The organism is Planomonospora sp. ID82291 (assembly GCF_015711645.1).
Taxonomy (GTDB): Bacteria; Actinomycetota; Actinomycetes; order Streptosporangiales; family Streptosporangiaceae; genus Planomonospora.
In genome coordinates, this window is the sequence record NZ_JABTEX010000001.1 from 1,625,710 (window position 1) to 1,650,672 (window position 24,963).

The following is a 24,963-nucleotide window of genomic DNA, read 5'->3' on the forward strand; positions in this document are numbered from 1 at the left end:
CCGGCGGAGGGTTACCCCGAGGGATTTCCTCGGCTCCGGCGGCGGATGACGATGATCTCCAGAGAACGCGGCCCTCTCCCGCCCCACCGGGCCGTTCTTTCCCCGACGTCCCCGCCGGACGCCGGCCGATCCTTCCAATGAAAGTTGCACGGAACGATGCAGCAAAGATTCCATGAAAGTTTATCGATATTTCTGGCACCAGAGTATTGCAGCATTTGACACCCGGGGGGAGCATCTGCTTAGGGGGAGGATCCGCCCACTCGGGAGAGACCGCCGGCGGCGCCGCCTCGGACACGCCGCAGACGGTTTCCAGGGAGGCGGACGGACCACGGGGACGGGGAGAAGCAGGCGACGGCTCACGGTCGCACGCGCCAGAAGAAGCCCTCGTAAGGGCGAAGACGCATCAGGCCGACGGCCACCGGCCCGGATGCCGTTCACAGGAGCTCCGCAGCACGTCACGAAAGGAGCCGCCCATGCACTTCCACGGTATCCATGGGATCTCCGGAATCACGACCCGGCTCGCCCGGCTGATCGACCGCGCCGACGACGAACTCTGCATGGACCAGGACGAGTGGGCCTACCGCCTCGGCTGGACCGTGCAGCGGAGGGGATTCGGCGCCCGGTGCTACCGCAACCCCCTGTTCGACCTGCAGAAGGCCGAGCGCATCTACGCCGGCGGGGACGTGGGCGAGAACGTCGCCGCGTAACCCCCGCGACGACCGCCACCGCCCGCCGCAGACCGGCGAGCCGCCGGAGCCGCACCGCCCGCCGCAGACCGGCGAGCCGCCGGAGCCGCACCGCCCGCCGCAGACCGGCGAGCCGCCGGAGCCGGGCTGCCCGCCGCAGACCGGCCGAGCGCTCGCAAAGCACCGGAACCCCGGCCCTTGGGGCTTTCCCTCCCGGCGGTGACGGGCAATGATGGGTTCGTTCATCGAACCCAGGAGTGCCGATGCGAACCGCCCACCGGACCTGTCCCCTCTGCGAGGCCGTCTGCGGCCTGCGGCTCACGCTCGACGACGCCGGTCACGTCACCTCCGTGAAGGGCGACCCGGACGACCCGTTCTCCCGGGGGTTCATCTGCCCCAAGGGCGCGAGTCTCGGCCGCCTCGACTCCGACCCCGACCGGTTGCGCACCCCGATGATCCGCACCGGCGGCGCGTGGCGCGAGGCCACCTGGCCGGAGGCCTTCCGCGCGGTCGAGCGGGGCCTGACCGGCGTGGCCGGGGCCCACGGACGCCAGGCCCTGGCCGTCTACCTCGGCAACCCGAACGCCCACACCATGGCCGGAGCCCTGTACGGCGCGCCGCTGATCCGCGCCCTCGGCACCCGCAACGTCTTCTCCGCCAGCACCGCCGACCAGATGCCCAAGCACGTCTCCTGCGGTCTGATGTTCGGCGACCCGATGGCCGTCCCGGTGCCCGACCTGGACCGCACCGACTACCTGCTGATGCTCGGCGCCAACCCGCTGGAGTCCAACGGCTCGCTCTGCACCGCCCCCGACTTCCCCGGCCGGCTGAAGGCGCTGCGCGCGCGGGGCGGCCGGCTCGTGGTCGTCGACCCGCGCCGCACCCGCACCGCCGCCCTCGCCGACGAGCACCTGTTCGTCCGCCCCGGCACCGACGCCCACCTGCTGTTCGGCATCGTCCACACGCTCTTCGCCGAGGACCTCACCTCGGTGGGCGTCGAGACGGCGGGCCTGGCGGAGCTGCGCGCCCTGGCCGAGGACTTCTCCCCCAAGGCCGTGGCGGAGACCTGCGGCGTACCCGCCGACGTCATCGTCCGGCTCACCCGCGAGCTGGCCGCGGCCCCCACCGCCGCCGTCTACGCCCGCATCGGGACCTGCACCGCCGAGTTCGGCACCCTCGCGCAGTGGCTGGTCGACGCCGTCAACGTGCTGACCGGCAACCTCGACCGCCCCGGCGGGGTCATGTTCGCCACGCCCGCCACCGAGACGGGGCGCCGGCGCCGGCCGTACGCCACGGGGCGCTGGCACAGCCGCGTCCGGGGTCTGCCGGAGGCGAACGGCGAGCTGCCGGTGGCCACGCTCGCCGACGAGATCGCGACCCCGGGGGAGGGGCAGGTCAGGGCGCTGGTCGTGGTGGCGGGCAATCCGGTGCTCTCCGCGCCGGACGGACCGCGGCTGGAGGAGGCCCTGCGCGGCCTGGAGTTCATGGTCTGCGTCGACCCCTACCTGAACGAGACCACCCGGCACGCGGACGTCGTCCTCCCGCCGCCGCCGGTGCTGCACTCACCGCACTACGACTTCTCCCTGCTGGCGTTCGCGGTGCGCGACTACGCCCGGTTCTCCCCGCCGGTGCTGCCTCCGGAGCCGGGACGGCCCTCGGAGGCGGAGATCCTCGCGCGGCTCACGCTGATCGCCTCCGGGCAAGGCGCGGAGGCCGACCCGGCCGCGCTCGACGAGCTGATCCTGGACCAGATGCTGCGCCGGGCCGTCGAGACGCCCGGCTCGCCCGTCGAGGGGCGGGACCCGGCCGAGCTGCGCGCCGGGCTGGAGGGCACGAGCGGAGCGGAGCTGCGGCTGGACGCCATGCTCAAGCTCGGCCCGCACGGCCTGTCCCTGGCCGCGCTGCGGGCCGCGCCGCACGGGATCGACCTCGGTCCGCTCCGGCCCCGGCTGGGCGAGGTGCTGCGCACGGCCTCGGGGAAGGTGGAGCTGGCCCCGGCCGCGCTGGTGGCGGACGTCGCACGGCTGCGCGAGCGGGCGTCCGCGCCGCCGCCGGAGATGGTCCTGATCGGGCGGCGGCACCTGCGCTCCAACAACAGCTGGCTGCACAACGTGGAGCCGCTGGTCGGCGGGAGCAACCGCTGCACGCTGCAGATCAACCCGGCCGACGTGCGCAGGCTCGGCCTGGACGGGCACGCCGTGGTGCGCAGCGCCGTCGGGGAGCTGACCGTGCCGCTGGAGCCGACCGACTCGATCATGCCCGGCGTGGTGAGCCTGCCGCACGGCTGGGGCCATCAGGGGACCGCCCAGCGGGTCGCGGCCGAGCACGCCGGGGTCAGCGCGAACGCGCTGACGGACTCCTCCACGCTCGACGTCCTCTCCGGGAACGCCGTGTTCAACGGGGTGCCGGTGACCGTCGGCCGCGCGTGAGCCCGCGGGCGGGCGGGAGAGGACCCCACGCGCGCACTAGGCTTGCGCGCGTGACCACCCCTCCAGCACAGGATCGCCTGCACGCCCAGCTCGCCTTCGCCATGGAGATCGACAAGCTCCGGCGCATCGTCCGCCGCAACACCCTGATGGACGGGTCGCGGCGGGAGAACGACGCCGAGCACTCGTGGTACGTGGGGATGCTGGCCATGGTCATGGCCGAGCACGCGCCTCCGGGGACCGACCTGGACAGGGTCGTCGCGATGCTGCTCGTCCACGACATCGTCGAGATCGACGCCGGGGACACCTTCATCTACGACTCCCCGGCGGTGGAGGCGCAGCTCGGCATCGAGCGCAAGGCCGCCGACCGCATCTTCGGGCTGCTCCCGGAGGACCAGGCGGTACGGCTGCGCGAGCTCTGGGACGAGTTCGAGGAGCGCAGGACCCCCGAGGCCAGGTTCGCCAAGGCCCTGGACCGCATCGCTCCGATCATGGCCAACCACCACAACGAGGGCGGCACCTGGTCGCTCTACAAGGTGACGGCGGAGCAGGTGCTGGAGAAAGTGAAGATCATCGAGGAGGGGTCGCCGACCCTCGGCGCCTACGCCACCGAGATCATCGAGCTCTCCGTCCGCCGGGGGCATCTGGCGCGTGCATAACGCGGTTCCCGGGTAGGTCCCTAATGGTCGAGAGGGGGCGGGAGTGAAGGAATCAGTCCAGGCCGGACGTCGGAGCCTCAAGGACCTGGCGTCGACGATCAACATCGTCGGCCCGATCGAGCGGTCGTCGAGGTTGGACCGGCCGATCCGCGGCCTGGCCAAGGCCGTGCGCCGCAGGATCGGGCCGGGGCGCCTGCGCGACCTGCTCCACGGCGTCCCCACCGGCAAGCCCCTCCACCCGCCGCTGGCCACCTTCGTCGTGGGCGCCTGGGCGGCGACCTCGATGATCGACCTGACCGGGACCGGCCCGCGCGCCGCCCGGACGGTGCTCACCGCGGGACTCGGCGCCGCGCTCCCCACGGTGGCCGCCGGCGTCACGGACTGGTCGGTCATCCACCGCGAGCAGCAGCGGGTCGGGTTCGTGCACGCGGTCACCAACCTGGCCGCCTTCGGCCTGTACGCCGCCTCGCTGGCGCTGCGGGTCGGCGGGCGCGAGCGGGCCGGCCGCGTGGTGGGGTACGCCGGACTGGGCGCGACGGGCCTGGGCGGCTTCCTCGGCGGCCACCTGGCCTACCGGCAGGCCGTCGGGGCCAACCACGCCGACTCCGTCGCCCACCTGGTCCCGCTGGGCTGGTACGACCTGTGCTCCCTCAACGACCTGCCGGACGGCCGGCCGGTCGCCCGGCGGCTGGGCTACATCGACCTGTTCGTGCTGCGGGTCGACGGTGAGGTCACCGTGCTCGCCGACCACTGCTCCCACCTGGCCGGCCCGCTGCACCAGGGGCGGCTGGTCGCCGAGAACGGCGCCGCCTGCGTGGTCTGCCCCTGGCACGGCAGCACGTTCCGGCTCTCGGACGGAGCCGTCGTGCACGGCCCCGGGACCGCGCCCCAGCCGTCGTTCGAGACCCGGATCCGCCGCGACGGCGTCATCCAGGTCCGCCCGGCGCAGACCTGACGGCCGGGCGGCCTCACGGCGGCCTCACAGCGTCCCCACAGCGTCCCCATAGTGTCCCCATAGTGTCCCCATAGCGTCCCCACAGTGTCTCCACCGCGGCCCCGCTGCGGTCTCGGTCGCCGGGGGCCTCAGTCGTCGGGACCGCCGTCGGCCGGATGCTCCACCAGGGCGAGGACCCGGCTGGACATGAACCTGGCGGTGCGCACCGCCGTACCGCTCCGGGTGACCTCGCTCACCTCGACGACGCCGCCGCGACGGTTGGCGATCTCCACCCGGCGGCCCGCCCGCGTCGCGGCGACCTCGTACGTCCGCGACGTGTCCCCGGCATCAATGACGATCTCTACCCTGTCGCCCTTCATGTCTGATTCATACCCATACCGGGTAGGTTTTATCCGTACACCAGTTTGACCATCGCGGCCACGCCGACGCAGACGATGAAGACCCGGAGCACCGGCGCGGGCAGTCTCCGGCCCACCTTCGCGCCCAGGAACCCGCCGATCGCCGCGCCCGCCGCCACCAGCCCCACCGCCCGCCAGTCCACCTCCGCGACCAGCACGAACAGCACCGCGGCGGTCGTGTTGACCAGCAGGGAGAGCACGTTCTTGGCGGCGTTCGCCCGCTGCAGGCCGTCGTCGAGGAAGATGCCGAGCAGCCCGATGAGCAGCACGCCCTGGGCCGCCCCGAAATAGCCGCCGTAGATCCCCGCCGCGAAGACGCCGAACCAGAGCCAGGGACCGCCGTGCGGACGGGTGTGCTCGCGCCGGGCGTTCAGCCACGCGCCGAGCCTCGGCTGGACCATCACCAGCACGCACGCCAGGCCGATCAGGACGGGCACCACCACGTCGAAGGTGCGCGCCGGGAGGTAGAGCAGCAGCACCCCGCCGATGAGCGAGCCCGCGACCGAGCCGGCGCCCAGCCGTACCAGCCGGTCGCGCTGCCCCTTCAGCTCCTGGCGGTAGCCGAGCGCCCCGGTCAGCGACCCGGGCACCAGCCCGATGTTGTTGGACACGTTGGCCACGATCGGCGGCAGGCCCACCGCCACCATCGTGGGGAACGTGATCAGCGAACCGGAGCCGACGACGGCGTTGACGCCCCCGGCCCCGACCCCGGCCGCGAAGATCGCGACCGCCTCCCACGGCGTCATGGACGCCCTCCTCCCTCGTACGGCTCGCGCCCGCGGACGGTGCACGGCGTTCGCCGCATCCTAGGAGGGGTCCCGAGATCATCCGGGAGCCGGGGTGTCCTTCCACGTCCCGCCCGCGCCGGACGCGCTCCCCTCCTCTCCCGGAGCCGCGGCTCCCGGGGATCTCGCCGCGGCCCCCGCCGGACCCGGCCCGGCGGCCCCCGCGGCGCCGGCTCCCGCACCGGAGAGGTTCGCGAACAGGCCGCCCAGTCCTTCCAGCGCCCGGCCCACCTCCGAGGGCACGATCCACACCTTGTTGGCGTCCCCGCGGGCGATCTCCGGAAGCGTCCGCAGGTACTGGTAGGCCAGGAGCGCCTGGTCGGGCCTGCCCTCGTGGATGGCCCTGAACACCATCGCGATCGCGTCGGCCTCGCCCTTGGCCCGCATCGCCTTCGCCTCCGCGTCGGCCTGGGCCCGCAGGACCACCGCCTCCGCCTCGCCCCGCGCCTGGAGGACCGCCGCCTGCTTCTGGCCCTCGGCCGTGAGGATCGCGGCCTGCTTCTGGCCCTCGGCGGAGAGCACGGCGGCGCGTTTGTCGCGGTCGGCGCGCATCTGCTTCTCCATCGAATCCTGGATGGAGGCCGGAGGGTCGATCGCCTTGAGCTCGACCCGGTTGACCCGGATGCCCCACTTCCCGGTGGCCTCGTCGAGGACCCCGCGCAGCTCGCTGTTGATCTCCTCGCGGGAGGTGAGCGTGCGCTCCAGGTCCATGCCGCCGACCACGTTGCGCAGCGTGGTCACGGTGAGCTGCTCGACGCCGATGAGGAAGTCGGCGATCTCGTAGGTCGCCGCCCGGGGATCGACCACCTGGAAGTAGATCACCGTGTCGATGGAGACCACGAGGTTGTCGGAGGTGATGACGGGCTGCGGAGGGAACGAGACGACCTGCTCGCGCAGGTCGATCGTCTCCTTGATCCGGTCGAGGAAGGGGACCACCAGGTTGAGGCCCGGCAGGAGGGTGCGGTGGTACCTGCCGAGCCGCTCCACGATCCCGGCGGTGGCCTGGGGCACGATCCGGACCGTCCGTACCAGTGCGAACCCGGCGACGGCCACCACGACGAGGGCGGCGATGAACGATGGTCCCATCGGCAACTCCGGGCGGTCGAGTCGAGCGGATCTCTCGTCCCCGGCATGGTATTTCGTTTTGCTTTTGATTTGTGGCGCACGTCACATAGGGAATCAGAACTGTTGCGCTCGGGCGTACCAGCGTCCGTCGAGGCCGCGCTCCAGGGTGAGGGGGAGGCCGAAGGTGCGCGAGAGGTTGTCGGCGGTCATCACGTGGTCGATCGGGCCCTCGTCGACCACCGCGCCGTGCCGGAGCAGCAGCGCGTGGGTGAACCCACTGGGGACCTCCTCCACGTGGTGGGTGACCAGGACCATCGTCGGGGCCTTGGGGTCGTGCGCCAGGACCGAGAGCCTGCGGACCAGGTCCTCCCTGCCGCCCAGGTCCAGCCCGGCGGCGGGCTCGTCCAGCAGGAGCAGCTCCGGGTCCGGCATCAGCGCCCGGGCGATCTGCACCCGCTTGCGCTCACCCTCCGACAGCGTGCCGAACCGGCGGCGGATCAGGTGGGCGCAGCCCATCTGATCGATCAGCTCGACCGCCCGGGTGACGTCCGCGGAGTCGTACTCCTCCTTCCAGCGGCCGAGGATCGCGTACGAGCCGGTGAGCACCAGGTCGATGACCTTCTCGTCCGGCGGCACCCGCTCCGCCAGCGCCGCGCTCGCCAGCCCGATGCGCGGGCGCAGGTCGAACACGTCGGTCTGGCCCATCCGCTCGCCCAGGACGTCCACGGACCCCTCGGTCGGGAAGAGCATGGCCCCGGCGGCCTGCAGCAGCGTCGTCTTGCCGGCGCCGTTGGGGCCGATCACGACCCACCGCTCGTCCTCGTGGACGGTCCATTCGATGTTCCGCAACAGGACCGCGCCGTCCCTGCGGACGGTGACGTCCTGCAACCGAAGCACCTGACCGCCCATGCGCCACGCCTCCTCATCAATCGCTCGGATCAAAACCTATTGCAGGACGAGCGCATATCGTGGACCGGTGCACCCTGATTCACCGATCTCGGCCACGCTGGTCTGCTGGGGCAACGCCTGGCTCGCCGGGCGGACGGGGCTGGACCAGGCCGCCGACCGCGTGGAGCGGCAGGCCGGGCCCCAGCTCGTCGCCACCCCGGCCGGCGACGTCCCGCTCCGGAACGTCCTCGCCGACCTGCGGGGCGACGGCCTGGCGGCCCTGCGCCTGGCCCTGCCCGCGGCGGGCGACCCGCTCGGCCTCACCGGTCCGCCCGCCTTCACCTCCGCCGCCGTCGACGCCGGACAGGCGGTCACGGCCGTGCTCTCCGGCAGGTGCCTGGGGCTGGTCCCGGCGCCGGACCTGCGCGGATCGTCGTACTCCGGGGTGCGCTGGAGCGTGTTCGAGGCCTCCACCGCGGTCCCCGACGTGCCCTCCCTGGCCGAGGCCGAGCACGCCCTCACCCGGGCGATGCACGCGGCCACCGACGCCCTGCTCGGCGTGGAGGGCCCCGCCCAGGGCCACCGCCGGACGCAGCCTCCGGACGAGGGCCTGGCTCCCGGCTATCCCGCCCGCGCCCACCGGGTCGCGGCCCTGGCCGCCCGCCTCGCCGCGGCGCTCCGCGTCGCCGACGACCGCGGTCTCACCTCGGGTCAGATCGCCACCCGCGGCCAGGCCCTGCGCGACCTCGACCGCGCCGTACGGCGTGCGCGCGTGGCAGCCCACCACGCCATCACCGAGCTCGTCTGACAGTGAGGACGCGGGTGGGCGTCTCCCGGTGAAGACACCGTGGCCGGTCAGGCCGGGAGCCGGGCTCCGCCGGGGGGCGTCCTCTCCCCTCCTCGCGATCAGGCCAGGCCGTGCCGTACGGCGTAGAGCGCGGCCTGGGTCCGGTCCTGCACGCCCAGTTTCATCAGCACGTTGGAGACATGGGTCTTGACCGTCTTCTCCGCCACCGCCAGCTCCCGGGCGATCTCCCGGTTGGAGCGGCCCGAGGCGATCAGCGCGAGCACCTCGCGCTCCCGGTCGGTCAGCGGGGCCACCGGTCCCGCGGGAGCCGCAGGACCGGGCGCGGCCAGCATCGCCTCGACGGCCTCGGGGGCCAGCAGCACCTGGCCGCCGTGGACCGCGCGGATGGCCTGGACCAGCGCCGCGGGTTCGACGTCCTTGTAGAGGAACCCCGCCGCACCGGCCCGCATGGCCGGGGCGACGTCGCCCCGGTCGGTGACCGAGGTCAGTACCAGTACACGTGGTGTCAGCCCGAGCTCGGCGAGCCGGACCAGCGCGCCGAGGCCGTCCAGGACCGGCATCCTCAGGTCGAGCAGGAGCACGTCCGGCGCGAGCGATCCGGCCAGCGCGACCGCCTCCGCCCCGTCCCGTGCCTCCCCCACCACCTCCAGGTCGTCCTGCAGGTCCAGGAACGTTCGCAGTCCCTGCCGGACCACCGGATGGTCGTCCGCGACCAGCACCCGGATCGTCCCGCCCCGCCCACCGCCGCTCACCCTCGCGCCGCCATCCCGTCGTCCCCGTCCGTCGTCCCCGGCCCGGCCACCGCGCCCCGGCCCGGCCACCGACCGCCGGACCCGTCCCGCCCCGGGTCCGCCGCACGGGCGTTCACGCCGGGAGCTCCAACCGCACCAGCGTGCCACCGCCCGGCTCCGACTCCACCAGCAGGCTCCCGCCCAAGGCCTGCGCCCGATCGCCCATCGACGCGATGCCCAGTCCCCGGCCGGAGGCCGCGGGCACGTCGAATCCGGTCCCGTCGTCGCGTACCTCCAGCACCACCCGGCCGCCCTCACAACCCGCCCGGCCGCCCTCACAGCCCAGCCGTACGACGACCGCCTCCGCCGCGGCGTGCCGGGCGGCGTTGTGCAGGGCCTCCTGGGCGACCCGCAGGACGGCCGCCTCGATCTCCGGCCCCAGCCCGTACAGCGTGTCCCCGCGGCGCGCACCGCCCCTGCCGTCATCGGCGTCCCCGCCGCCTTCGCGGCCTCCGTCGTCCAGCCGGAACGTGAACGACGCCGGGTGGAGCCGGTCCAGCAGGCGGACGTGCTTGCGGAGCGTCTCGGCCAGGCCGTGCCGGTCGAGCTCGGCCGGGCGCAGCTCCACGATCACCGCACGGAGTTCGGCCAGCGCCTCCCCGGCCAGCCGCTCCACCCGCTCCAGCTCCCGCACCGCCCGGCCGGGGTCGCGGATGACCAGCGAGGACGCCGCCTGGGCGGTGAGCCGGAGCGAGAACAGCTTCTGGGTCACCGCGTCGTGCAGTTCGCGGGCCATCCGGGTGCGCTCCTCCACCAGCGCGAGCTCCCGGCCGCGCTCGTAGAGGCGGGCGTTGGTGAGCGCGATCGCGGCATGCGCGGCGAACATCGTCAACAGCCGCTGGTCGTCCTCGGTGAACCCGCCGGGCGCCCGCTTGTTGGACAGGAAGACGATGCCGAGCACCTGTTCGCCGTCGCGGATCGGCACGCCGAGGAAGTCCTTCAGCACCGGGTGCGCGCGCGGCCAGGAGTCGAACCGGGGGTCCCGGCGGATGTCCGGCAACCGGACCGGGGCGCCCTCGCGCAGCATCGCGCCGAGCAGGCCGTGCTGACGGGGGGTCGGGCCGATGGCCGCCCACTCCTCGTCGGAGATGCCCTCGGCGACGAACTCGGCGAACGCCCCCTCCTCGTCGGGCACGCCCAGCGCCGCGTAGCGGGCGTCCAGCAGCCGCTGCGCCGAGCGGACGATCACCTGGAGCACCTCGCGGACCGACAGGTGCCTGGTCACCGCGAGCACGGCGGAGCTCACCGCGTACAGGACGGCGTCCCGATCTCCGTTCACGCGGAGAACTCTAGGCGCACGCCCCGATGGTACGGCCCGACAGCCGTCCGCCCGGCCGGCCGGTGGGCGACAGGAGGATCCCCGGCCGGTCTCCGCACGCGGGCCGCGCACCGGCCGTGCGGGGACGCGCCACCCGGGTCAGGCCGCCGCGGGTGACTCCGGGACGGGGTGGCCCGCGAACACCGGGCGTCCGGATGATGAACCGCTTACCCGGGTGTTTCCCGGGGCAAGTAGCGTAGGCACCGATGAACCAGCGCACGCTCCTGATCACGTTGACCGGCCCCGACCGCCCGGGCGTCACGTCCCGGCTCTTCGCCGTCCTGGCCGGTTTCCCCGTCGCCGTCGCCGACGTCGAGCAGGTCGTCATCCGCGGCCGGCTGACCCTCGGCGTCCTCGTCGCCTACACCGGCGACACCCCGACCGGAACCGGCGGCACCCTCGGCGCGCTGTGGACCGCCGTCGAGCGCACCGCGGAGGACCTGGGCCTGGAGGTGGAGCTGTCCACCGGCTCCGACACCAAGGAGAAGCGCAGGCGCGGCCGGCTGCACGTCACCGTGCTCGGCGCCCCCCTGCATCCCGCCGCGATGGCGGGCATCTCGGGGCGGATCGCCGCCTCCGGGGCCAACATCGACCGGATCGAGCGGCTGTCGAGCTACCCGGTGACCTGCATCGAGCTCGCCGTCTCCGGCGCCGACCCGGACGCGCTCCGAGCCGAGCTGGCCGTCGAGGCGCACGCCCAGCAGGTGGACGTGGCCGTACAGCGGACCGGGCTGTACCGCAGGGCCAAGCGGCTGATCGTGATGGACGTGGACTCCACGCTCATCCAGGCCGAGGTGATCGAGCTGCTGGCCGCGCACGCGGGCTGCCTGGACGAGGTGGCCCGGGTCACCGAGGAGGCGATGCGCGGCGAGCTCGACTTCGCCGAATCGCTCCGCCGCCGGGTGGCGCTGCTCGAAGGCCTCCCGGAGGAGATCTTCGAGAAGGTCCGCAAGGAGATCGTGCTCACCCCCGGCGCCCGCACGCTGGTGCGGACGCTCAAGCGGCTCGACTACCGGTTCGCGATCGTCAGCGGCGGCTTCACCCAGCTGACCGACGGCCTCGTGCGCGACCTCGGGATCGACTACTCCGCCGCCAACACCCTGGAGGTGGTGGACGGCGTGCTCACCGGACGGGTGATCGGCGAGATCGTGGACCGGGCCGGCAAGGCGCGGGCCCTGGAGCGCTTCGCCCGCGAGGCGGGCATCCCGCTCAGTCAGACCGTGGCGATCGGTGACGGCGCCAACGACCTGGACATGATCGCCACCGCGGGCCTGGGCATCGCGTTCAACGCCAAGCCGGTGGTGCGCCAGGCCGCCGACGCCGCGGTCAGCGTGCCGTACCTCGACTCGATCCTCTACCTGCTCGGCATCTCCCGCGCCGAGGTGGAGGCCGCCGACGCCGAGGACGGCCTGCCCACCGCGGACCGCTGAAGCGGAAGGACGGCCTGCCGGGGTCAGCGGTCCTTGGGGCTCCACCGGGTGACCGCGCGTCCGCTCTCCAGTTCCGCCCACTCCGCGGCGGTCTCGATGACGGCGAACGCGCCGGGCGGGAAGCCGGGGTCGCCGTCACGGGTGGTGAGCCCCATGACCAGCTCGTGCACTCCGGGGTTGTGCCCGACCAGCAGCAGCGTGCCCACGTCGGGGCCGGTCCGCCGGAGCAGCGCGAGCAGGTCGTCGGCGTAGGCCTCGTAGACGTCCCACTCGAACTCGACGGGCGCGCCGGGCAGGGCGAGCTCGGCGGTCCGCCGGGTCCGCGCCGCCGGCGAGCAGAGCACCAGGTCCGGCCGGAGCCCCAGCTCGGCGAGGACCTCGCCGATCCTGCGGGCGTCGCGTTCGCCCCTGTCGGTGAGGGGGCGCTCCCGGTCGACGAGGCCCGGGACATGGGCGGCCTTGGCGTGCCGCAGCACGATCAGCGTGCGCGCCGTCACCGTGCCGCCCACATGGCGATCCCGGCGAGCACCGCGAACACCGCGACCATCGCCAGCAGGATCATGACGAGCGTCTTTCCCCCGGAAGGCTGCTGTTCCATCGGGTTCCCGGCACTCCCCTGCCGGGGCGTGCCGTCCCTCCTCTTGAGATGTCGTCGGGTCGTCCCGGCGGCCGGGTCCGGCCGCCTCCGGCCGCCTCGGCGGAGGGAAGACGGGGATCCGCCTCCCCGGGGAGCGGAGGAGCCACCGCTCAGTTTCCCACCCGGACCGCCCGCCCGCGCGGAAGGGGTGCGCGGTTCCCCACGCACCCCTTCGACGGCGGTCCGACCGTACGGAGCCCGGCCCTACGGCCCGACCGTACGGAGCCCGACCCTACGGCCCGGCCGTACGGAGTTCAGGCCTACGGAACTCAGCCGGCGATCGGCTCGGGCTCCGGCTCACGGTCCGGGCTGTTGTTCCCGGCCGACGAGTCGTCGTCCACCGAGCGGCGCTTGGAGACGACCACCGCGGCGATCACCACGACCACGGCGACCGCGGCGATGCCGATCCGCAGCGCCACGTTGTCGGCGTAGACCACCACGGCCGGGGCGATCAGCAGCGCCACCAGGTTCATCACCTTGATGAGCGGGTTGATGGCCGGTCCCGCGGTGTCCTTGAACGGGTCGCCGACCGTGTCGCCGATGACCGTCGCCGCGTGGGCCTCGGAGCCCTTACCGCCGTGGTGCCCGTCCTCGACCAGCTTCTTGGCGTTGTCCCAGGCGCCGCCCGAGTTGGCCAGGAACACCGCCATGAGCGTGCCGCAGGCGATGGCACCGGCCAGGAAGGCGCCGAGCGGCGCGTACCCGAGCGCGAAGCCCACGGCGATCGGCGTCATCACCGCGAGCAGGCCGGGCGTGGCCAGTTCGCGGAGCGAGTCGCGGGTGCAGATGTCCACCACCCGGCCGTACTCCGGCAGCTCGGTGCCGGCCATGATGCCCGGCTTGGTGCGGAACTGCTCGCGCACCTCGAAGACGACGCGCATGGCCGCCCGGCCGACCGCCATGATCGCCAGCCCGGAGAACATGAACACGACCGCGGCGCCGATGATCAGACCGACGAGCACGTTCGGCGCGTCGACGCCGAGACTGAAGGTGGCGAAGGACCCCAGCGCGTCCTTCACCCCCTGGGTGGCCCCGGTCAGCTCGGACTCGACCGCCGTACGGAAGGCGCCGAACAGCGCCGTCGCGGCGAGCACGGCCGTGGCGATCGCGATGCCCTTGGTGATGGCCTTGGTGGTGTTGCCGACGGCGTCCAGCGAGGTGAGCACCGCGGCGCCCTCGCCCTCGACGTCGCCGGACATCTCGGCGATGCCCTGCGCGTTGTCGGAGACCGGGCCGAAGGTGTCCATGGACACGATCACACCCACCGTGGTCAGCAGGCCGGTGCCGGCCAGGGCCACGGCGAACAGGGCGACGGTGACGTTCCCGAAGCCGAGCAGGAACGCGCCGTAGACCGCGCCGCCGATGAGCAGCGCCGAGTAGACCGCCGACTCCAGGCCGACGCTGATGCCGGCCAGGACGACCGTGGCGGGCCCGGTGACTGAGCTCTCCCCGATCTCGCGCACGGGGCGCCGGTCGGTCTCGGTGAAGTAGCCGGTGAGGACCTGGATGGCGCTGGCCAGGACCAGGCCGATCAGCACCGCGCCGATCGCGATGAGCCGGGGGTCGGAGTCGACGGCCGCGATCGCCGGGCTCACCCCGTCCAACTCGGCGAAGCTGCCCGGCAGGTAGAGGAAGGCGGCCGCCGCGACCAGCACCGCGGAGATCGCCGCGGAGATGAAGAAGCCGCGGTTGATGGCGGCCATGCCGTTGCGGTCGCCGCTGCGCGGGGAGGTGACGAAGATGCCGATGATCGCGGTGAGCACACCGACCATCGGCACGATCAGCGGGAACACCAGGCCCTCGGTGCCGAAGGCCACCTTCCCCAGGATGAGGCTGGCGACCAGCATGACCGCGTAGGACTCGAACAGGTCGGCCGCCATGCCCGCGCAGTCGCCGACGTTGTCGCCCACGTTGTCGGCGATGGTGGCGGCGTTGCGCGGGTCGTCCTCGGGGATGCCCTGCTCGACCTTGCCGACCAGGTCGGCGCCGACGTCGGCCGCCTTGGTGAAGATGCCGCCGCCGACCCTCATGAACATCGCGAGCAGGGCGGCGCCGAAGCCGAAGCCCTCCAGCACGGCGGGGGCGTCGCCCTTGTAGACGAACACCACGATGGCGGCGCCGAGCAGGCCCAGGCCGACGGTGAACATGCCCGCCACCCCACCGGTGCGGAAGGCGATGCGCATCGCCACTTTCTCTCCGGCGGAGCGGGCGGCGGCGGCGACGCGGACGTTCCCCCGGACCGCCAGCCACATTCCCATGAAGCCGGTCAGCGCGGAGAAAACGGCACCGATCACGAAAAACACCGACCGCCCGATCCGCACTTCCGTCGAAACCGCCGGGAGCAGATAGAGCAGGAAGGGAATGGCGACGACGAATACGGCGAGCGTGCGGAACTGCCGCCCGAGATATGCGGCGGCTCCTTCCTGCACGGCCCTTGAGATGTTCTGCATGCGCTCGGTGCCCTGGTCGGCGGCGAGCACCTCGCGGACGAGGCCGCCGGCGACGGCGAGCGCGAGCAGGGCTACGGCGGCGACCACGACCACGATGGTCAGGTGGGAACCGCTCAGGGATACCGCTGTCTCATCGACGGCGGCGAGATGGACAGACATCCGACTCTCCTCGGCAAGACGGGAACACGTCCTGCCCGGAGTGCGCTGCGGTGTGAGTGGAACGTGGAGCGTTGGGTCGGCGGCGCACATCCGGGCGATTGGCAGTGCCGCTTCCGGTTGCGTCCACAGACCTTCTTTCGGAGCGGAACCCGACAAGGGTCCCGCCCGAAGGACAAACCTTGGCCGGTGCGGGGAGTCTACGCAGCAAGGACGCGGATATGAAGCCTCTGCACACCGCCAATCGGCGACGTGTTCAACCGTGCCCGCGAAGCCGCCTGCTTATACCACCGTTTACACCGGTGGACGCCGCTTATGTCAGTATTTTCGCGACATTTAGGTCTATGCATTTACCCGGTTAAAGAAGACTGAAAATCGGAGGCCTGATGGCCTGTCGGCCCGCCGAGTTGACGGCCCGCCGGCCTGATGGCCTGTCAGCCCGCCGGTCGGTCGGCCCGCCGATCCGGGACGTCGGAGACGGGCAGGGAAGGAGCAGGGGACGAACAGGGCGGGAGAGGGCGACGGCAGGAGACAGGGGCGGAGCACGGAGGGTGCCGGAAAGCCCGTCCTGCCAGGTCCGGAGGGCGCCGGAAAGCCCGTCCTGCCGGGTCCGGACACGACGACGACCGGGCGTGCCCGTGGAGGCGCGCCCGGTCGTCGGAGAAGTCCTCGCCCGGAGGCCGCAGGGGTTCTGCCCCGGTTCAGACCGGCGACAGGCCGTTCGGCGTGGCGGGCCAGCTCATGCGGATGCGCATGCCCTTCTGACTCGGGAAGACCTCGACGTCATCGGCCAGCCCCGCGATGACCGCGATGCCGAATCCGGACATCAACGTGTCGGGGACCTTCCCGAGGAAGTCCTCGAGAGAGGGCGTGGTGCGCTCCTGCCGCTCCAGTTCGTCACTCGGGGCCGCGTCGGTGACGATCACCTCGAACCGCCCCGAGTCGTCGCACAGCTCGATGCGGATCGGCTCCCCCGGGCAGTGGAGGCGGTGCGCCTCGACCGCCCGGGAGCAGGCCTCACCGACGGCGAGCCGTACCTCGTCCAGCAGGGACTCCTCCACCCCGGTACGGCGTGCGATCGCGGTGGCGACCAGGCGCGCCGTACGCACGTGGGCGGGAAGGGCGCTGAACGTCAGCTCGACGGTGGCCATGGCTACTTGTCTCGGCCGTGGGCTTCCTTGGCCTCCTCGACCGAGGCGTAGATGCCGAAGACCTTGGTCAGGCCCGTGATCCGGAAGATCTTCAGGATGCGCTCCTGGGTGCAGACGAGCTCCAGGGAGCCGTCGTGCGCCCGAACGCGCTTGAGCCCGCCGACCAGGACGCCGAGACCCGTGGAGTCGAGGAAGTCGACCTTCTCCATGTTGACCAGGAGGTGGAAGTTCCCCTTGTTGACCAGGTCGATGAGGAGCTCACGCAATCTGGGCGCGGTGTAGACATCGATCTCACCCTCGACCTCGACGATAGTGAGACGGTCCTCGGAATGGTGGTCCAACTTCAGATCCACAGATCCTCCAGCGCCTTGCCTGCGAAAATACCGATTCAGGCGTGACTTCTGGGACCTGGAGGTCCCTAGACGACAAGCCCCGACGCGCGGCATTCAACCATGCGTACGCTCAGTGTCTATACGAAATCACGATTCCCGGCGACTCTGCCCACAGATGCGAGACTGAAAACCCGTGAGCCCGTCTTCTTCCTCACCGTCGCGAGCAGACCCTCTCCTGGCCCGCCTGCTCGGCGTTCCCGCACGTCGGGAGCGCGTCACCCACGTGGAGCATGTTCCGGCACGTCAGGCCGGTCAGGCCCGATGGCCGGATTGGGTCAGCGAGACGCTGGTTACGCGCTGGGCGAACCAGGGTATTTTCGGTCTTTGGCCACATCAGGCGGAGGCCGCCGGGCTGGCCCGTCACGGCCGAAACGTGATCATCGCCACAGGCACCGCCTCGGGCAAGTCCCTCGCCTACCAGGTCCCGGCGCTCAACTCCGTACTGGACGGGGGCACCGCCCTCTATCTGACGCCCACCAAGGCCTTGGCCGCCGACCAGCTCCGCGCCCTGGAGGCGCTCGACGTGCCCGGCCTGCGCGCCGCGGCCTACGACGGCGACACGCCCTACGAGGAGCGGGCGTGGATCCGCCGACACGCCAACTACGTGCTCACCAACCCCGACATGCTCCACCGCGGCCTGCTGCCGGGCCACGCCCGCTGGTCGGGCTTCTGGCGGCGGCTGCGGACGGTCGTGGTGGACGAGTGCCACGGCTACCGCGGCGTCTTCGGCTCCCACGTGGCGCAGATCCTGCGCCGCCTGCGCCGCGTCTGCACCCGGTACGGCTCGTCCCCGGTGTTCGTCCTCGCCTCCGCCACGGCCGGCGACCCCGGCGCCTTCGCGATGCGGCTGACGGGCCTTGAGACGGCCGAGGTGACCACGGACACCTCTCCCCGGGGGTCGATCACCTTCGCCCTCTGGGAGCCGCCCCTGACCGATCTGCGGGGCGAGGGCGGGGCACCCGTACGGCGGCCCGCGGCGGCGGAGACCGCCGACCTCCTCGCCGACCTCGTCCTCGGCGGGACCCGCACCCTCGCCTTCGTCCGCTCCCGCCGCGCCGCCGAGTCCGTGGCCCTGTCCGCCCGGGCCAGGCTCTCCGACCTGGCCTCGGACGCGGCCTCCCGGCGGCCCCCCGCGTCCGGGACGGTCCCGGCGGCTTCCGTGCCGGGGACGGACCCGGCGGACCCGGTGGACCCGCCCGGCCCGACGTCGGGGACAGACCCGGACGCGGGAGGCCCGACGTCGGGGACGGACCCGGACCCGGTGGACCCGCCCGGCCCGACGCCCCCGGCCCTCACGGACCTGTCCGGCAAGGTCGCCGCCTACCGGGCCGGGTACCTCGCGGAGGAGCGCCGGGGGCTGGAGCGGGCGCTGCGCTCGGGTGATCTCCTCGGGCTGGCCACGACCAACGCCCTGGAACTCGGTGTCGACGTCTCGGGGCTGGACGCCGTCCTCATCGCTGGATGGCCGGGGACCCGGGCCTCCCTGTGGCAGCAGGCCGGTCGGGCGGGCCGCGCCGGCCAGGACGCGCTGGCCGTGCTGGTCGCCAGGGACGATCCGCTCGACACCTACCTGGTCCACCATCCGCAGGCCCTGTTCGGCCGGCCGGTGGAGGCGATCGTGCTCGATCCCGGCAATCCCTACGTCCTGGGCCCGCACCTGTGCGCGGCGGCCGCCGAGATCCCCCTCACCGAGGAGGATCTGGAGATCTTCGGTCCCACCTCGAAGGAGGTGCTCGCCTCCCTGGTCGACGACGGCCTGCTCCGGCACCGACCGACGGGGTGGTTCTGGACCAGGCGGGAGCGGGCGACCGACCTCGCCGACATCCGGGGCTCCGGAGGGTCTCCCGTACAGGTCGTGGAGCTGTCCACCGGCTGCCTCCTGGGGACCGTGGACGAGTCGTCGGCTCACACGATCGTGCACACCGGAGCCGTCTACCTGCATCAGGGAGAGACCTTCCTCGTCACCGAACTCGATCTGGAGGCGGGCGTCGCGCTGGTCGAGGCGGGCACCCCCGACTACACGACCTTCGCCAGGGACGTCACCGAGATCTCCGTCCTGGAGTCGTTCCGCTCGCAGGCGCTCGGCCCGGGGGAGCTGCACTTCGGCGCGGTGGAGGTCACCCGCCAGGTCGTCTCCTACCTCAAGCGCCGCCTGCAGAGCGGCGAGATCCTCGGCGACGAGGCGCTCGACCTGCCGCCGCGAACGCTGCACACCCGGGCGGTCTGGTGGACGCTGCCCGCCTCGGCGGTCTCGCCTCTGGCCGAGGCCGGGCTGGACCTGGGAGGAGCGGCACACGCCGCCGAGCACGCCTCCATCGGCATGCTCCCGCTGTTCGCGACCTGCGACCGGTGGGACATCGGCGGCGTCTCCACCGAGCTCCACGCCGACACCGGCCTGCTCACCGTGTTCGTCTACGACGGCCATGAGGGCGGCGCGGGCTTCGCCGAACGGGGGTTCGCCCGCGCCTTCGAATGGCTCACCGCGACCAGGGAGGCCATCGCCTCCTGCGAGTGCGAGCGCGGCTGCCCTTCCTGCATCCAGTCCCCTAAATGCGGAAACGGCAACGATCCCCTGGACAAGGCCGGAGCCCTGCGCCTCCTGGCCGTCCTGCTCTCGATGGACGGATGACGGAAGCGGCCCACGACGACCGCGGGAATGGATGACAGAGGCGGCCCACGACGACCGCGGGACAGGTCGGACGACCCGGCGGGGACCTGGCGGGGACCCGGCGGATGGGTTCAGGGCCGGGCCCCGGCGCCGTTGCGGAACGGCAGCGGGCGGCGCCGTTCACGGCTGCGCTCCACCACCGGAACGGAGCGGACCGGAGCGGAACCGACCGGAGCGGAACCCGCCGGACACTCCGGGATCACGCTCATCCTCCTCACGGTCCTCCGCCCAGAAGTCCGTCGCACCGGGCTGAGGCCGTTCCCAGAACCCGCTGTCCTCGATCGAGCGGGGCGCGGACGGCAGGTAGCCGTCCCACCGGCCTCCTCCGCTGCGGACCGCCACAGGAGTGACGCTGCCGATCTCCGGAGCCGGCGCCGCCGCGGGCAGGGCGGAGCCGGTCACCGCGGGGTGCGCGGGCGGGACCTCCCCGACCGCGCCGCTCTCCTCCGGACGGTCCGCGTGGCCGGTCCGCCCGGGTTCAGAGGCCGCTTCAGGGGCCACTTCAGGGGCCACCGCGTGTCCGGCCGCCCGCACGACCGACCGCGCCCCGGTGGAACCGGCCTCACCCGGTGACGCCGCACCCGGCGCCTTCCCGTCTCCCCCGGCGAAGGACCGGGGCACGGACCGCACGCCTGCGGGGTCTCCGGCCGGTCGCCGGGAGTACGGCATCCGGACCACCGCGAGGATGACCGCTGGACGGCGGGGCCCTGCCGACGGCGGCTCTCCACCGGCCGACGGATTCCCCTTCGCCCCGGATCCACCGGTCGCGCGCCCCTCGGCCGGGCGGGTCAGCCACCTGCGGCGAACCCACGCACCGCCGTGCGCACCCAGAAGCAGCAGGACCATTCCTCCGGCGACCAGAAGCCCGAGGCCGCTCATCCCACCCGTCGCCGACCCGGGCCGACGGCCGGTCGCCGCGCTCCCGACGGGCGCGGTCTCCGCCGCCTCCGAACCGCTCCCGCTCGTCCCGGTCTCTTCCCCGCCCGTCCCGGAGTCGCCCGTCCCGGAGTCGCCCGTCCTGGAACCGGCCGCCCCAGCGTCCGTGCCCGCACGGCTCCCGGCCGTCTTCTGCGGCCGGGACGCCTCGCCGGGGGCGGTCTCCGGGGAACGGGCCCGGCTCGTCGCCGCGTCCGCCTGCGGCAGCCGGGGAAGGCTCTCGACACCGGACCGCCGTTCCCGCCCCCCGCTGTTCGGTTCGTCTCGCCGGACACCGGCGTCACGCCGGTCCTCGTCGTCCCCCGCGGAGCGTGGGCGCTCCGGCGCCGCGGGAACGGAAACGTTCACCGCCGCCACGGCCGACCGGCCCGAGACGAGGGTGCCGCCTCTGCCGTCACCCCGGATCGCCCGCACCGTGAACCCGATCCGCCGCCCGGCGGCCTTGGCGGGGAGCACCAGGGTCGCCCTGCACGAACCTCCACCGCACGCCCTGCTCACGTCCACGGTGCCGACCCTGCCGGTCCGGCTCGTGAAGATCTCATAGCCTCGGAGGTCAGGCTCGGCCCCCCGGCTCCAGGTGAGCGCGACCCGGTCGCCCCGCAACCGGACGCCCACCCCGCCGGGTACGGCCGGAGGAACGGATTGAACCAGCATCCGGGACGTCTCATCCCATTTCCCGCCCAGCAGCTTGCCTCGTTCGACGAGTCTGACGGTGTACCGGCCGTTCGGGTGCGTGCGGGGGTCCCAGACGTAGGAGACGCGCCGGTCCCCCTTCGCGACCTGCCTGCCGTTGATGTGGAGCACGGCGTCGAAGACCAGATCGACCCGGCCTGAGATGGTCACCTTCCGGTCCGAGGTGACCCGCGACGGCATGTCCAGACTCGCCTTGGCGTGAGCGGGGCCCGCCGTGGCGAGCATCGCGGGGACGGACACGATCGGAGCGATCACCGCCGCGGTGACCAGGCTGCGCACCGTCGTCACGACGTTTCCCTTCGTCGAGGGCCGCAACGCGGCCCTCCTTCGGAGGTGAACGCGAGACGGCATGGACGTGAGGTAAGTAGAACGTTACGTGAGCTCTGCTTCTTTTGGACAATGAGTCCAAGAAATGAGTCCAAGAAGTTGTGATCCGATCACGACCTTGCTCCGCTCGGACCCGGCCTCCGCCGCGTCGGGCCTCACCCCCCGGATCGGCGATGTGGACAGGACCGGCACGTGCCCTGGCCGTGGCCTCGCGACCCCCGATGATCGGAAGTGAGAACCCCACGACCACCCGGACCTCCACCACTCCATCGACGCCGGAGGAGCACCGCAGAAGCCTGGCCCCGTTCGCGGCGGCGAGCGCAGTCGCCTCGGCGCATCCCCTGCCGGGCCCGGTGAAGGCGAGCCGTGCGGCGGCGAGCGCTCCGAGATCGGCGGCCGACTGCGCACGATGACGCGCCGCCCTGGCCGTCCCGGTGAGCACCACCGTCACCGTCAGCATGAAGAGCACCGCCATGACCGCGACAGTCCAGACCGTCGCCGAACCACGCTCCCGCCGACCCTGCATCCGCGGCACGCCCCCCTTACCGCACTCCGCGGCCCCGGCGTCCACGGCCCCGGCGTCCGCGGCACGCCCTCTACCGCACCCCGTCATCCATGAGAGGACTCCTCTCACCACCCCCGCCGCCCCTTTCGTCCGCGGCACGGACTCCCTCACCAGCCACCTTCGATACCGGGGCTCCGGTTTCCGGACGAGGAGGCATCAGGACCGCCCTCCGCAGACGAACCCGACCACCCCGCCGATGGGCCCTGCCCCACGGGCGGGCCCGGCTGCCCCGCCCCCGGCTCGGTGACGGAGACCGCGATCGCGTGGACGGTGACCTCGGGCAGGGAGAGACCCCACCGAGGCCTCACGCCGGCCCGTACTTCCACTCGCACGCGCTCGGCATCACGTGTCACCTCCGCCCGCGCTCCCGCCGGGGCGGCCGCGAGGACACCGCTCCGCACCCGCTCGAGGGTCTCGCCCCTGGACGCGGCCCGCGCCCCCGCCCGGGCCGCGTCCACGCATTCCAGCTGGGCTCCGACCACGGCGATCGCCCACAGCCCCACGGCGAGGACCACCATCAGAGCCGGCAGCACCGCCGCGGTCTCCGCGGTCACCGACCCTCGGGAGGAGAACCGGGCACCTGCACGGACCATCGGGATCACCGGTCGCCCCCGGACCGGGGATCGGGGCCTTCAGACCGGGATCTCCGACCGGTCGCCTCCAGCCGAGGCCTTCGATCACTCGCCTCCGACCGGGGTGATCCGGTCCTCAAGCCTGAGCCCCCTGACCCGTCGTGTTCAGCGCCCGGTCGATGAGGGCTCTGATCATCTCCTGCACCTCCGGACTCGTCACGACCTTGAAGAGAAGGGCGGCGAACGCACAGGCGGCGATGGTGCCGACGGCGTATTCGGCGGTGGACATGCCACGGTCGCGGTCCCGCCCGGTGATCAGCGAGAAGCGGTGCCCCCACCATCTCGCCGACCCGCGCCGGAGACCGCCGGTGCTCGATCCGGTCATCGTTTCCTCCTGGTGATGTGAGGCCGTGCCTTCCGTCTCGGCATCGGCCAGCCCCAGGTTCCGTGATATTCACATCACCCTGTGGACAAGAGCGGGATTCTGTGGAAAACCAATCCGCGAGCACGTCATCCCTGTGGATAACTCACGGGAGCATGACCTCGCCCGCGAGACCCGCGACGACCGGGACGATGCCGAGAAGGACGAACGCCGGCAGGAAGCAGAGGCCCAGCGGCGCGACCACCTGGATCCCCACGCGCCGTGCGGCGGCGGCCGACGCCGCACGGGCCGCGTGCCGGGAGTCGTCGGCGGCCCTCGTCAGCGCGTCGGCCACTGGAGCACCGCTGAGCGCCGCCCGGCTCATGGTGCGGGCGAGGGGGGCGAGCGCGTGATCATCCGCCAGTACGAGCCAGGCCTGCTCCGGCGCGGCTCCCAGCCTCAGCTGACCGCTCACCCGTGCCAGGCGGCCCCCGAGCGGCCCGCCGACCGCCTGGACGGTCACGTCGAGAGCACCGGTGATGGGTTGTCCCGCCCGCAGGCAGGCCACCATGAGATCGGCCGCCAGCGGCAGATCGGCCGTGATCCGATCACGCTCCCGGCGCTGCGCCGGCCCTTCCCGTCTCCGCAGGGTCAGCAGCACGGCCGCGCCGCTCGCGCCTCCCACCACGGCTCCCGCCGCACCTCCCACCGCCAGGAAGACCACCAGCGCCGCGGCGGCCGCGGTCGCGATCCCGCCTCGGCCCTCCGGCCTCCTGCCGGCCCCGTCCTCTCCGGCGCCGCCGGACCCTCCGCTCCGGTGAAGGCGGGTCCCGGCCTCGGGTGCACCCGCCGGAGGCGACGGATGCGGACGTGCCCGCCGGAGCCGGTGGACCGGATCACCGGGTGACGTCCACAGCCAGACCGCGGCGGCGGTGAGCACCGCGGCCAGGGTCTCGACCGGAAGACCGTTCATGAGGAGTCCTTCTCGGCGGGCGGTCGGCGGTGAAGCAGGAAGGCCGACCGGCGACGGTTGGAATCCCCTCCCTTCAGGGAGGGGAGCAGGCCGACGACGTCCACGCGTTCCTCTCCTCCGGCTCGCGCCGGCGGCTCAGGCGCGTTCGGCGCGGGTGACGAGACGGCGGGTCCACCACAAGCCGCAGCAATCGAGGAGGACGCCGGCCAGCAGGCAGGCCGTCCCTCCCGGACCGCCGAACAGGAAGTCGAGGGGGCGCATGCCCAGCCCCGCCGTCATCGCCAGGCCCAGGATCGGGAGCCCGGCGAGCAGCCGGGCCGTCGCACGCGGGCCGGCGAGCTGGGCCGCGACGTCCTGGCGATGGGCTTCGGCCTCCCTCAGGGAGACCGCCACCCGGTCGACCAGGATGACGAGCCCGCCTCCGACGGTCACCCCCGCCCGCCAGCAGGCGGCCAGTCTCCTGAGCCCTTCACCGCCCCGTTCCGGGGCGATGGCCAGCAGGGCCGCCGGAACGTCCCCGCCGTCCCGCGCCGCCGCGATCAGGGAGCGGAGCGCCACCGGATCGGGGAACGGCACGGCCGCCCCCGCCCGGATCAGCGCTTCGTGCGCGGTCCGACCGGCGGCCAGTTCGGCGGCCAGCCCCTGACAGAGCTCCAGGGACGCCGCCCGCCAGGCCACCGCTCTCCGAGACGGCCGGGAGCGGAGAACCGGCCGCCCCAGCAGGGAGCCGGTCCCTGCCGGGCCGTACCGCCGCCGAGCGGGCGGGCATCGCAACCGTCGTAGGCGGGCGGTCGCCGGATCGGGGCCCGTCCACAGCCAGGCGGCCGACCCGGCGAGGAGCAGGGCGGCGGCGGTCAGGAACGCGGTCATCGT

At 72.9% G+C, this 24,963-nt stretch carries 22 protein-coding genes and 1 pseudogene; 7 read left to right on the top strand and 16 right to left on the bottom strand.

Annotation, left to right across the window (positions count from 1 at the left end):
- The first annotated feature begins 473 nt into the window (after positions 1 to 473).
- The 4 genes from HS045_RS07150 to HS045_RS36055 all read left to right on the top strand — a co-directional run bounded on the left by HS045_RS07150 (position 474) and on the right by HS045_RS36055 (position 4,726).
- Positions 474 to 707: a hypothetical protein gene (locus tag HS045_RS07150; RefSeq protein WP_196450334.1), complete on the top strand. Its 234-nt coding sequence runs from the start codon at positions 474 to 476 to the stop codon at positions 705 to 707.
- 242 nt (positions 708 to 949) lie between these two features.
- On the top strand, positions 950 to 3,115 hold the full coding sequence (locus tag HS045_RS07155) for a molybdopterin-dependent oxidoreductase (protein ID WP_196450335.1): 2,166 nt from the start codon (positions 950 to 952) through the stop codon (positions 3,113 to 3,115).
- Positions 3,116 to 3,216: 101 nt separating this feature from the next.
- Positions 3,217 to 3,771: an HD family hydrolase gene (locus tag HS045_RS07160; protein WP_230883832.1), complete on the top strand. Its 555-nt coding sequence runs from the start codon at positions 3,217 to 3,219 to the stop codon at positions 3,769 to 3,771.
- 43 nt (positions 3,772 to 3,814) lie between these two features.
- Positions 3,815 to 4,726, top strand: coding sequence for a Rieske (2Fe-2S) protein (locus tag HS045_RS36055; RefSeq protein ID WP_196450337.1), 912 nt, complete (start codon positions 3,815 to 3,817; stop codon positions 4,724 to 4,726).
- A 128-nt stretch (positions 4,727 to 4,854) separates the two neighbouring features.
- On the opposite strand, the gene HS045_RS07170 is transcribed toward HS045_RS36055, so the two are convergent.
- The 4 genes from HS045_RS07170 to HS045_RS07185 form a co-directional block, all read right to left on the bottom strand.
- Positions 4,855 to 5,085, bottom strand: a complete 231-nt coding sequence (locus tag HS045_RS07170) for a hypothetical protein (RefSeq protein ID WP_196450338.1) — start codon at positions 5,083 to 5,085, stop codon at positions 4,855 to 4,857.
- Positions 5,086 to 5,114: 29 nt separating this feature from the next.
- Complete coding sequence (locus HS045_RS07175; RefSeq protein WP_196450339.1) at positions 5,115 to 5,870, bottom strand: sulfite exporter TauE/SafE family protein; 756 nt, start codon at positions 5,868 to 5,870, stop codon at positions 5,115 to 5,117.
- 78 nt (positions 5,871 to 5,948) lie between these two features.
- A complete protein-coding gene (locus HS045_RS07180) occupies positions 5,949 to 6,995 on the bottom strand; it encodes an SPFH domain-containing protein (protein ID WP_196450340.1) in 1,047 nt (348 codons plus the stop codon).
- A 93-nt stretch (positions 6,996 to 7,088) separates the two neighbouring features.
- Positions 7,089 to 7,883, bottom strand: a complete 795-nt coding sequence (locus HS045_RS07185) for an ABC transporter ATP-binding protein (RefSeq protein ID WP_196450341.1) — start codon at positions 7,881 to 7,883, stop codon at positions 7,089 to 7,091.
- A 67-nt stretch (positions 7,884 to 7,950) separates the two neighbouring features.
- On the opposite strand from HS045_RS07185, the gene HS045_RS07190 reads away from it, so the two are divergent.
- On the top strand, positions 7,951 to 8,670 hold the full coding sequence (locus tag HS045_RS07190) for a hypothetical protein (protein WP_196450342.1): 720 nt from the start codon (positions 7,951 to 7,953) through the stop codon (positions 8,668 to 8,670).
- A gap of 98 nt (positions 8,671 to 8,768) precedes the next feature.
- Here the strand turns inward: HS045_RS07190 and HS045_RS07195 are convergent, their stop codons facing one another.
- On the bottom strand, positions 8,769 to 9,422 hold the full coding sequence (locus HS045_RS07195) for a response regulator transcription factor (protein ID WP_307827405.1): 654 nt from the start codon (positions 9,420 to 9,422) through the stop codon (positions 8,769 to 8,771).
- Positions 9,423 to 9,534: 112 nt separating this feature from the next.
- Entirely contained in the window at positions 9,535 to 10,740 is a 1,206-nt protein-coding gene (locus HS045_RS07200) for a GAF domain-containing sensor histidine kinase (protein ID WP_196450343.1), read from the bottom strand.
- A gap of 245 nt (positions 10,741 to 10,985) precedes the next feature.
- On the opposite strand from HS045_RS07200, the gene serB reads away from it, so the two are divergent.
- The gene (serB, locus tag HS045_RS07205) at positions 10,986 to 12,209 is read left to right on the top strand and encodes a phosphoserine phosphatase SerB (protein WP_196450344.1); all 1,224 of its coding nucleotides are present in this window, start codon (positions 10,986 to 10,988) and stop codon (positions 12,207 to 12,209) included.
- A 23-nt stretch (positions 12,210 to 12,232) separates the two neighbouring features.
- Here the strand turns inward: serB and HS045_RS07210 are convergent, their stop codons facing one another.
- The 4 genes from HS045_RS07210 to HS045_RS07225 form a co-directional block, all read right to left on the bottom strand.
- Complete coding sequence (locus HS045_RS07210; RefSeq protein ID WP_196450345.1) at positions 12,233 to 12,718, bottom strand: histidine phosphatase family protein; 486 nt, start codon at positions 12,716 to 12,718, stop codon at positions 12,233 to 12,235.
- Between the two features lie 397 nt (positions 12,719 to 13,115).
- On the bottom strand, positions 13,116 to 15,455 hold the full coding sequence (locus tag HS045_RS07215; RefSeq protein ID WP_196450346.1) for a sodium-translocating pyrophosphatase: 2,340 nt from the start codon (positions 15,453 to 15,455) through the stop codon (positions 13,116 to 13,118).
- A 698-nt stretch (positions 15,456 to 16,153) separates the two neighbouring features.
- Positions 16,154 to 16,603, bottom strand: coding sequence for an ATP-binding protein (locus tag HS045_RS07220; protein ID WP_196450347.1), 450 nt, complete (start codon positions 16,601 to 16,603; stop codon positions 16,154 to 16,156).
- A gap of 2 nt (positions 16,604 to 16,605) precedes the next feature.
- Complete coding sequence (locus HS045_RS07225) at positions 16,606 to 16,956, bottom strand: STAS domain-containing protein (RefSeq protein ID WP_012887265.1); 351 nt, start codon at positions 16,954 to 16,956, stop codon at positions 16,606 to 16,608.
- A 352-nt stretch (positions 16,957 to 17,308) separates the two neighbouring features.
- Between HS045_RS07225 and HS045_RS07230 the strand changes: the two genes are divergently transcribed.
- Entirely contained in the window at positions 17,309 to 19,624 is a 2,316-nt protein-coding gene (locus HS045_RS07230) for a DEAD/DEAH box helicase (protein WP_196451092.1), read from the top strand.
- Positions 19,625 to 19,783: 159 nt separating this feature from the next.
- Here HS045_RS07230 and HS045_RS36060 read toward each other — a convergent pair whose 3' ends face one another.
- From HS045_RS36060 to HS045_RS07255, 6 genes and pseudogenes are all read right to left on the bottom strand, one after another.
- Positions 19,784 to 21,580, bottom strand: coding sequence for a hypothetical protein (locus tag HS045_RS36060; RefSeq protein ID WP_307827465.1), 1,797 nt, complete (start codon positions 21,578 to 21,580; stop codon positions 19,784 to 19,786).
- Positions 21,581 to 21,860: 280 nt separating this feature from the next.
- Positions 21,861 to 22,232, bottom strand: a pseudogene (locus HS045_RS36065) (Rv3654c family TadE-like protein); the annotation flags it as partial.
- A 59-nt stretch (positions 22,233 to 22,291) separates the two neighbouring features.
- On the bottom strand, positions 22,292 to 22,738 hold the full coding sequence (locus tag HS045_RS07240; protein WP_196450349.1) for a TadE family type IV pilus minor pilin: 447 nt from the start codon (positions 22,736 to 22,738) through the stop codon (positions 22,292 to 22,294).
- 154 nt (positions 22,739 to 22,892) lie between these two features.
- Positions 22,893 to 23,141, bottom strand: coding sequence for a DUF4244 domain-containing protein (locus tag HS045_RS34255; protein ID WP_196450350.1), 249 nt, complete (start codon positions 23,139 to 23,141; stop codon positions 22,893 to 22,895).
- A 142-nt stretch (positions 23,142 to 23,283) separates the two neighbouring features.
- Positions 23,284 to 24,090 (bottom strand): type II secretion system F family protein, encoded by an 807-nt coding sequence (locus tag HS045_RS07250; RefSeq protein WP_196450351.1) that lies wholly within the window; start codon positions 24,088 to 24,090, stop codon positions 23,284 to 23,286.
- A 135-nt stretch (positions 24,091 to 24,225) separates the two neighbouring features.
- Positions 24,226 to 24,960: a type II secretion system F family protein gene (locus HS045_RS07255; protein ID WP_230883840.1), complete on the bottom strand. Its 735-nt coding sequence runs from the start codon at positions 24,958 to 24,960 to the stop codon at positions 24,226 to 24,228.
- Between the last annotated feature and the right edge of the window lie 3 nt (positions 24,961 to 24,963).

What these genes read in the sequence shown, in the direction of transcription:
- HS045_RS07150 (WP_196450334.1), top strand. Translation starts at nt 474, where the DNA reads ATGCACTTCCACGGTATCCATGGGATCTCCGGAATCACGACCCGGCTC.
- HS045_RS07155 (WP_196450335.1), top strand. Translation starts at nt 950, where the DNA reads ATGCGAACCGCCCACCGGACCTGTCCCCTCTGCGAGGCCGTCTGCGGC.
- HS045_RS07160 (WP_230883832.1), top strand. Translation starts at nt 3,217, where the DNA reads ATGGAGATCGACAAGCTCCGGCGCATCGTCCGCCGCAACACCCTGATG.
- HS045_RS07170 (WP_196450338.1), bottom strand. Translation starts at nt 5,085, where the DNA reads ATGAAGGGCGACAGGGTAGAGATCGTCATTGATGCCGGGGACACGTCG.
- HS045_RS07175 (WP_196450339.1), bottom strand. Translation starts at nt 5,870, where the DNA reads ATGACGCCGTGGGAGGCGGTCGCGATCTTCGCGGCCGGGGTCGGGGCC.
- HS045_RS07180 (WP_196450340.1), bottom strand. Translation starts at nt 6,995, where the DNA reads ATGGGACCATCGTTCATCGCCGCCCTCGTCGTGGTGGCCGTCGCCGGG.
- HS045_RS07185 (WP_196450341.1), bottom strand. Translation starts at nt 7,883, where the DNA reads ATGGGCGGTCAGGTGCTTCGGTTGCAGGACGTCACCGTCCGCAGGGAC.
- serB (WP_196450344.1), top strand. Translation starts at nt 10,986, where the DNA reads ATGAACCAGCGCACGCTCCTGATCACGTTGACCGGCCCCGACCGCCCG.
- HS045_RS07215 (WP_196450346.1), bottom strand. Translation starts at nt 15,455, where the DNA reads ATGTCTGTCCATCTCGCCGCCGTCGATGAGACAGCGGTATCCCTGAGC.
- HS045_RS07220 (WP_196450347.1), bottom strand. Translation starts at nt 16,603, where the DNA reads ATGGCCACCGTCGAGCTGACGTTCAGCGCCCTTCCCGCCCACGTGCGT.
- HS045_RS34255 (WP_196450350.1), bottom strand. Translation starts at nt 23,141, where the DNA reads ATGACCGGATCGAGCACCGGCGGTCTCCGGCGCGGGTCGGCGAGATGG.
- HS045_RS07250 (WP_196450351.1), bottom strand. Translation starts at nt 24,090, where the DNA reads ATGAACGGTCTTCCGGTCGAGACCCTGGCCGCGGTGCTCACCGCCGCC.
- HS045_RS07255 (WP_230883840.1), bottom strand. Translation starts at nt 24,960, where the DNA reads ATGACCGCGTTCCTGACCGCCGCCGCCCTGCTCCTCGCCGGGTCGGCC.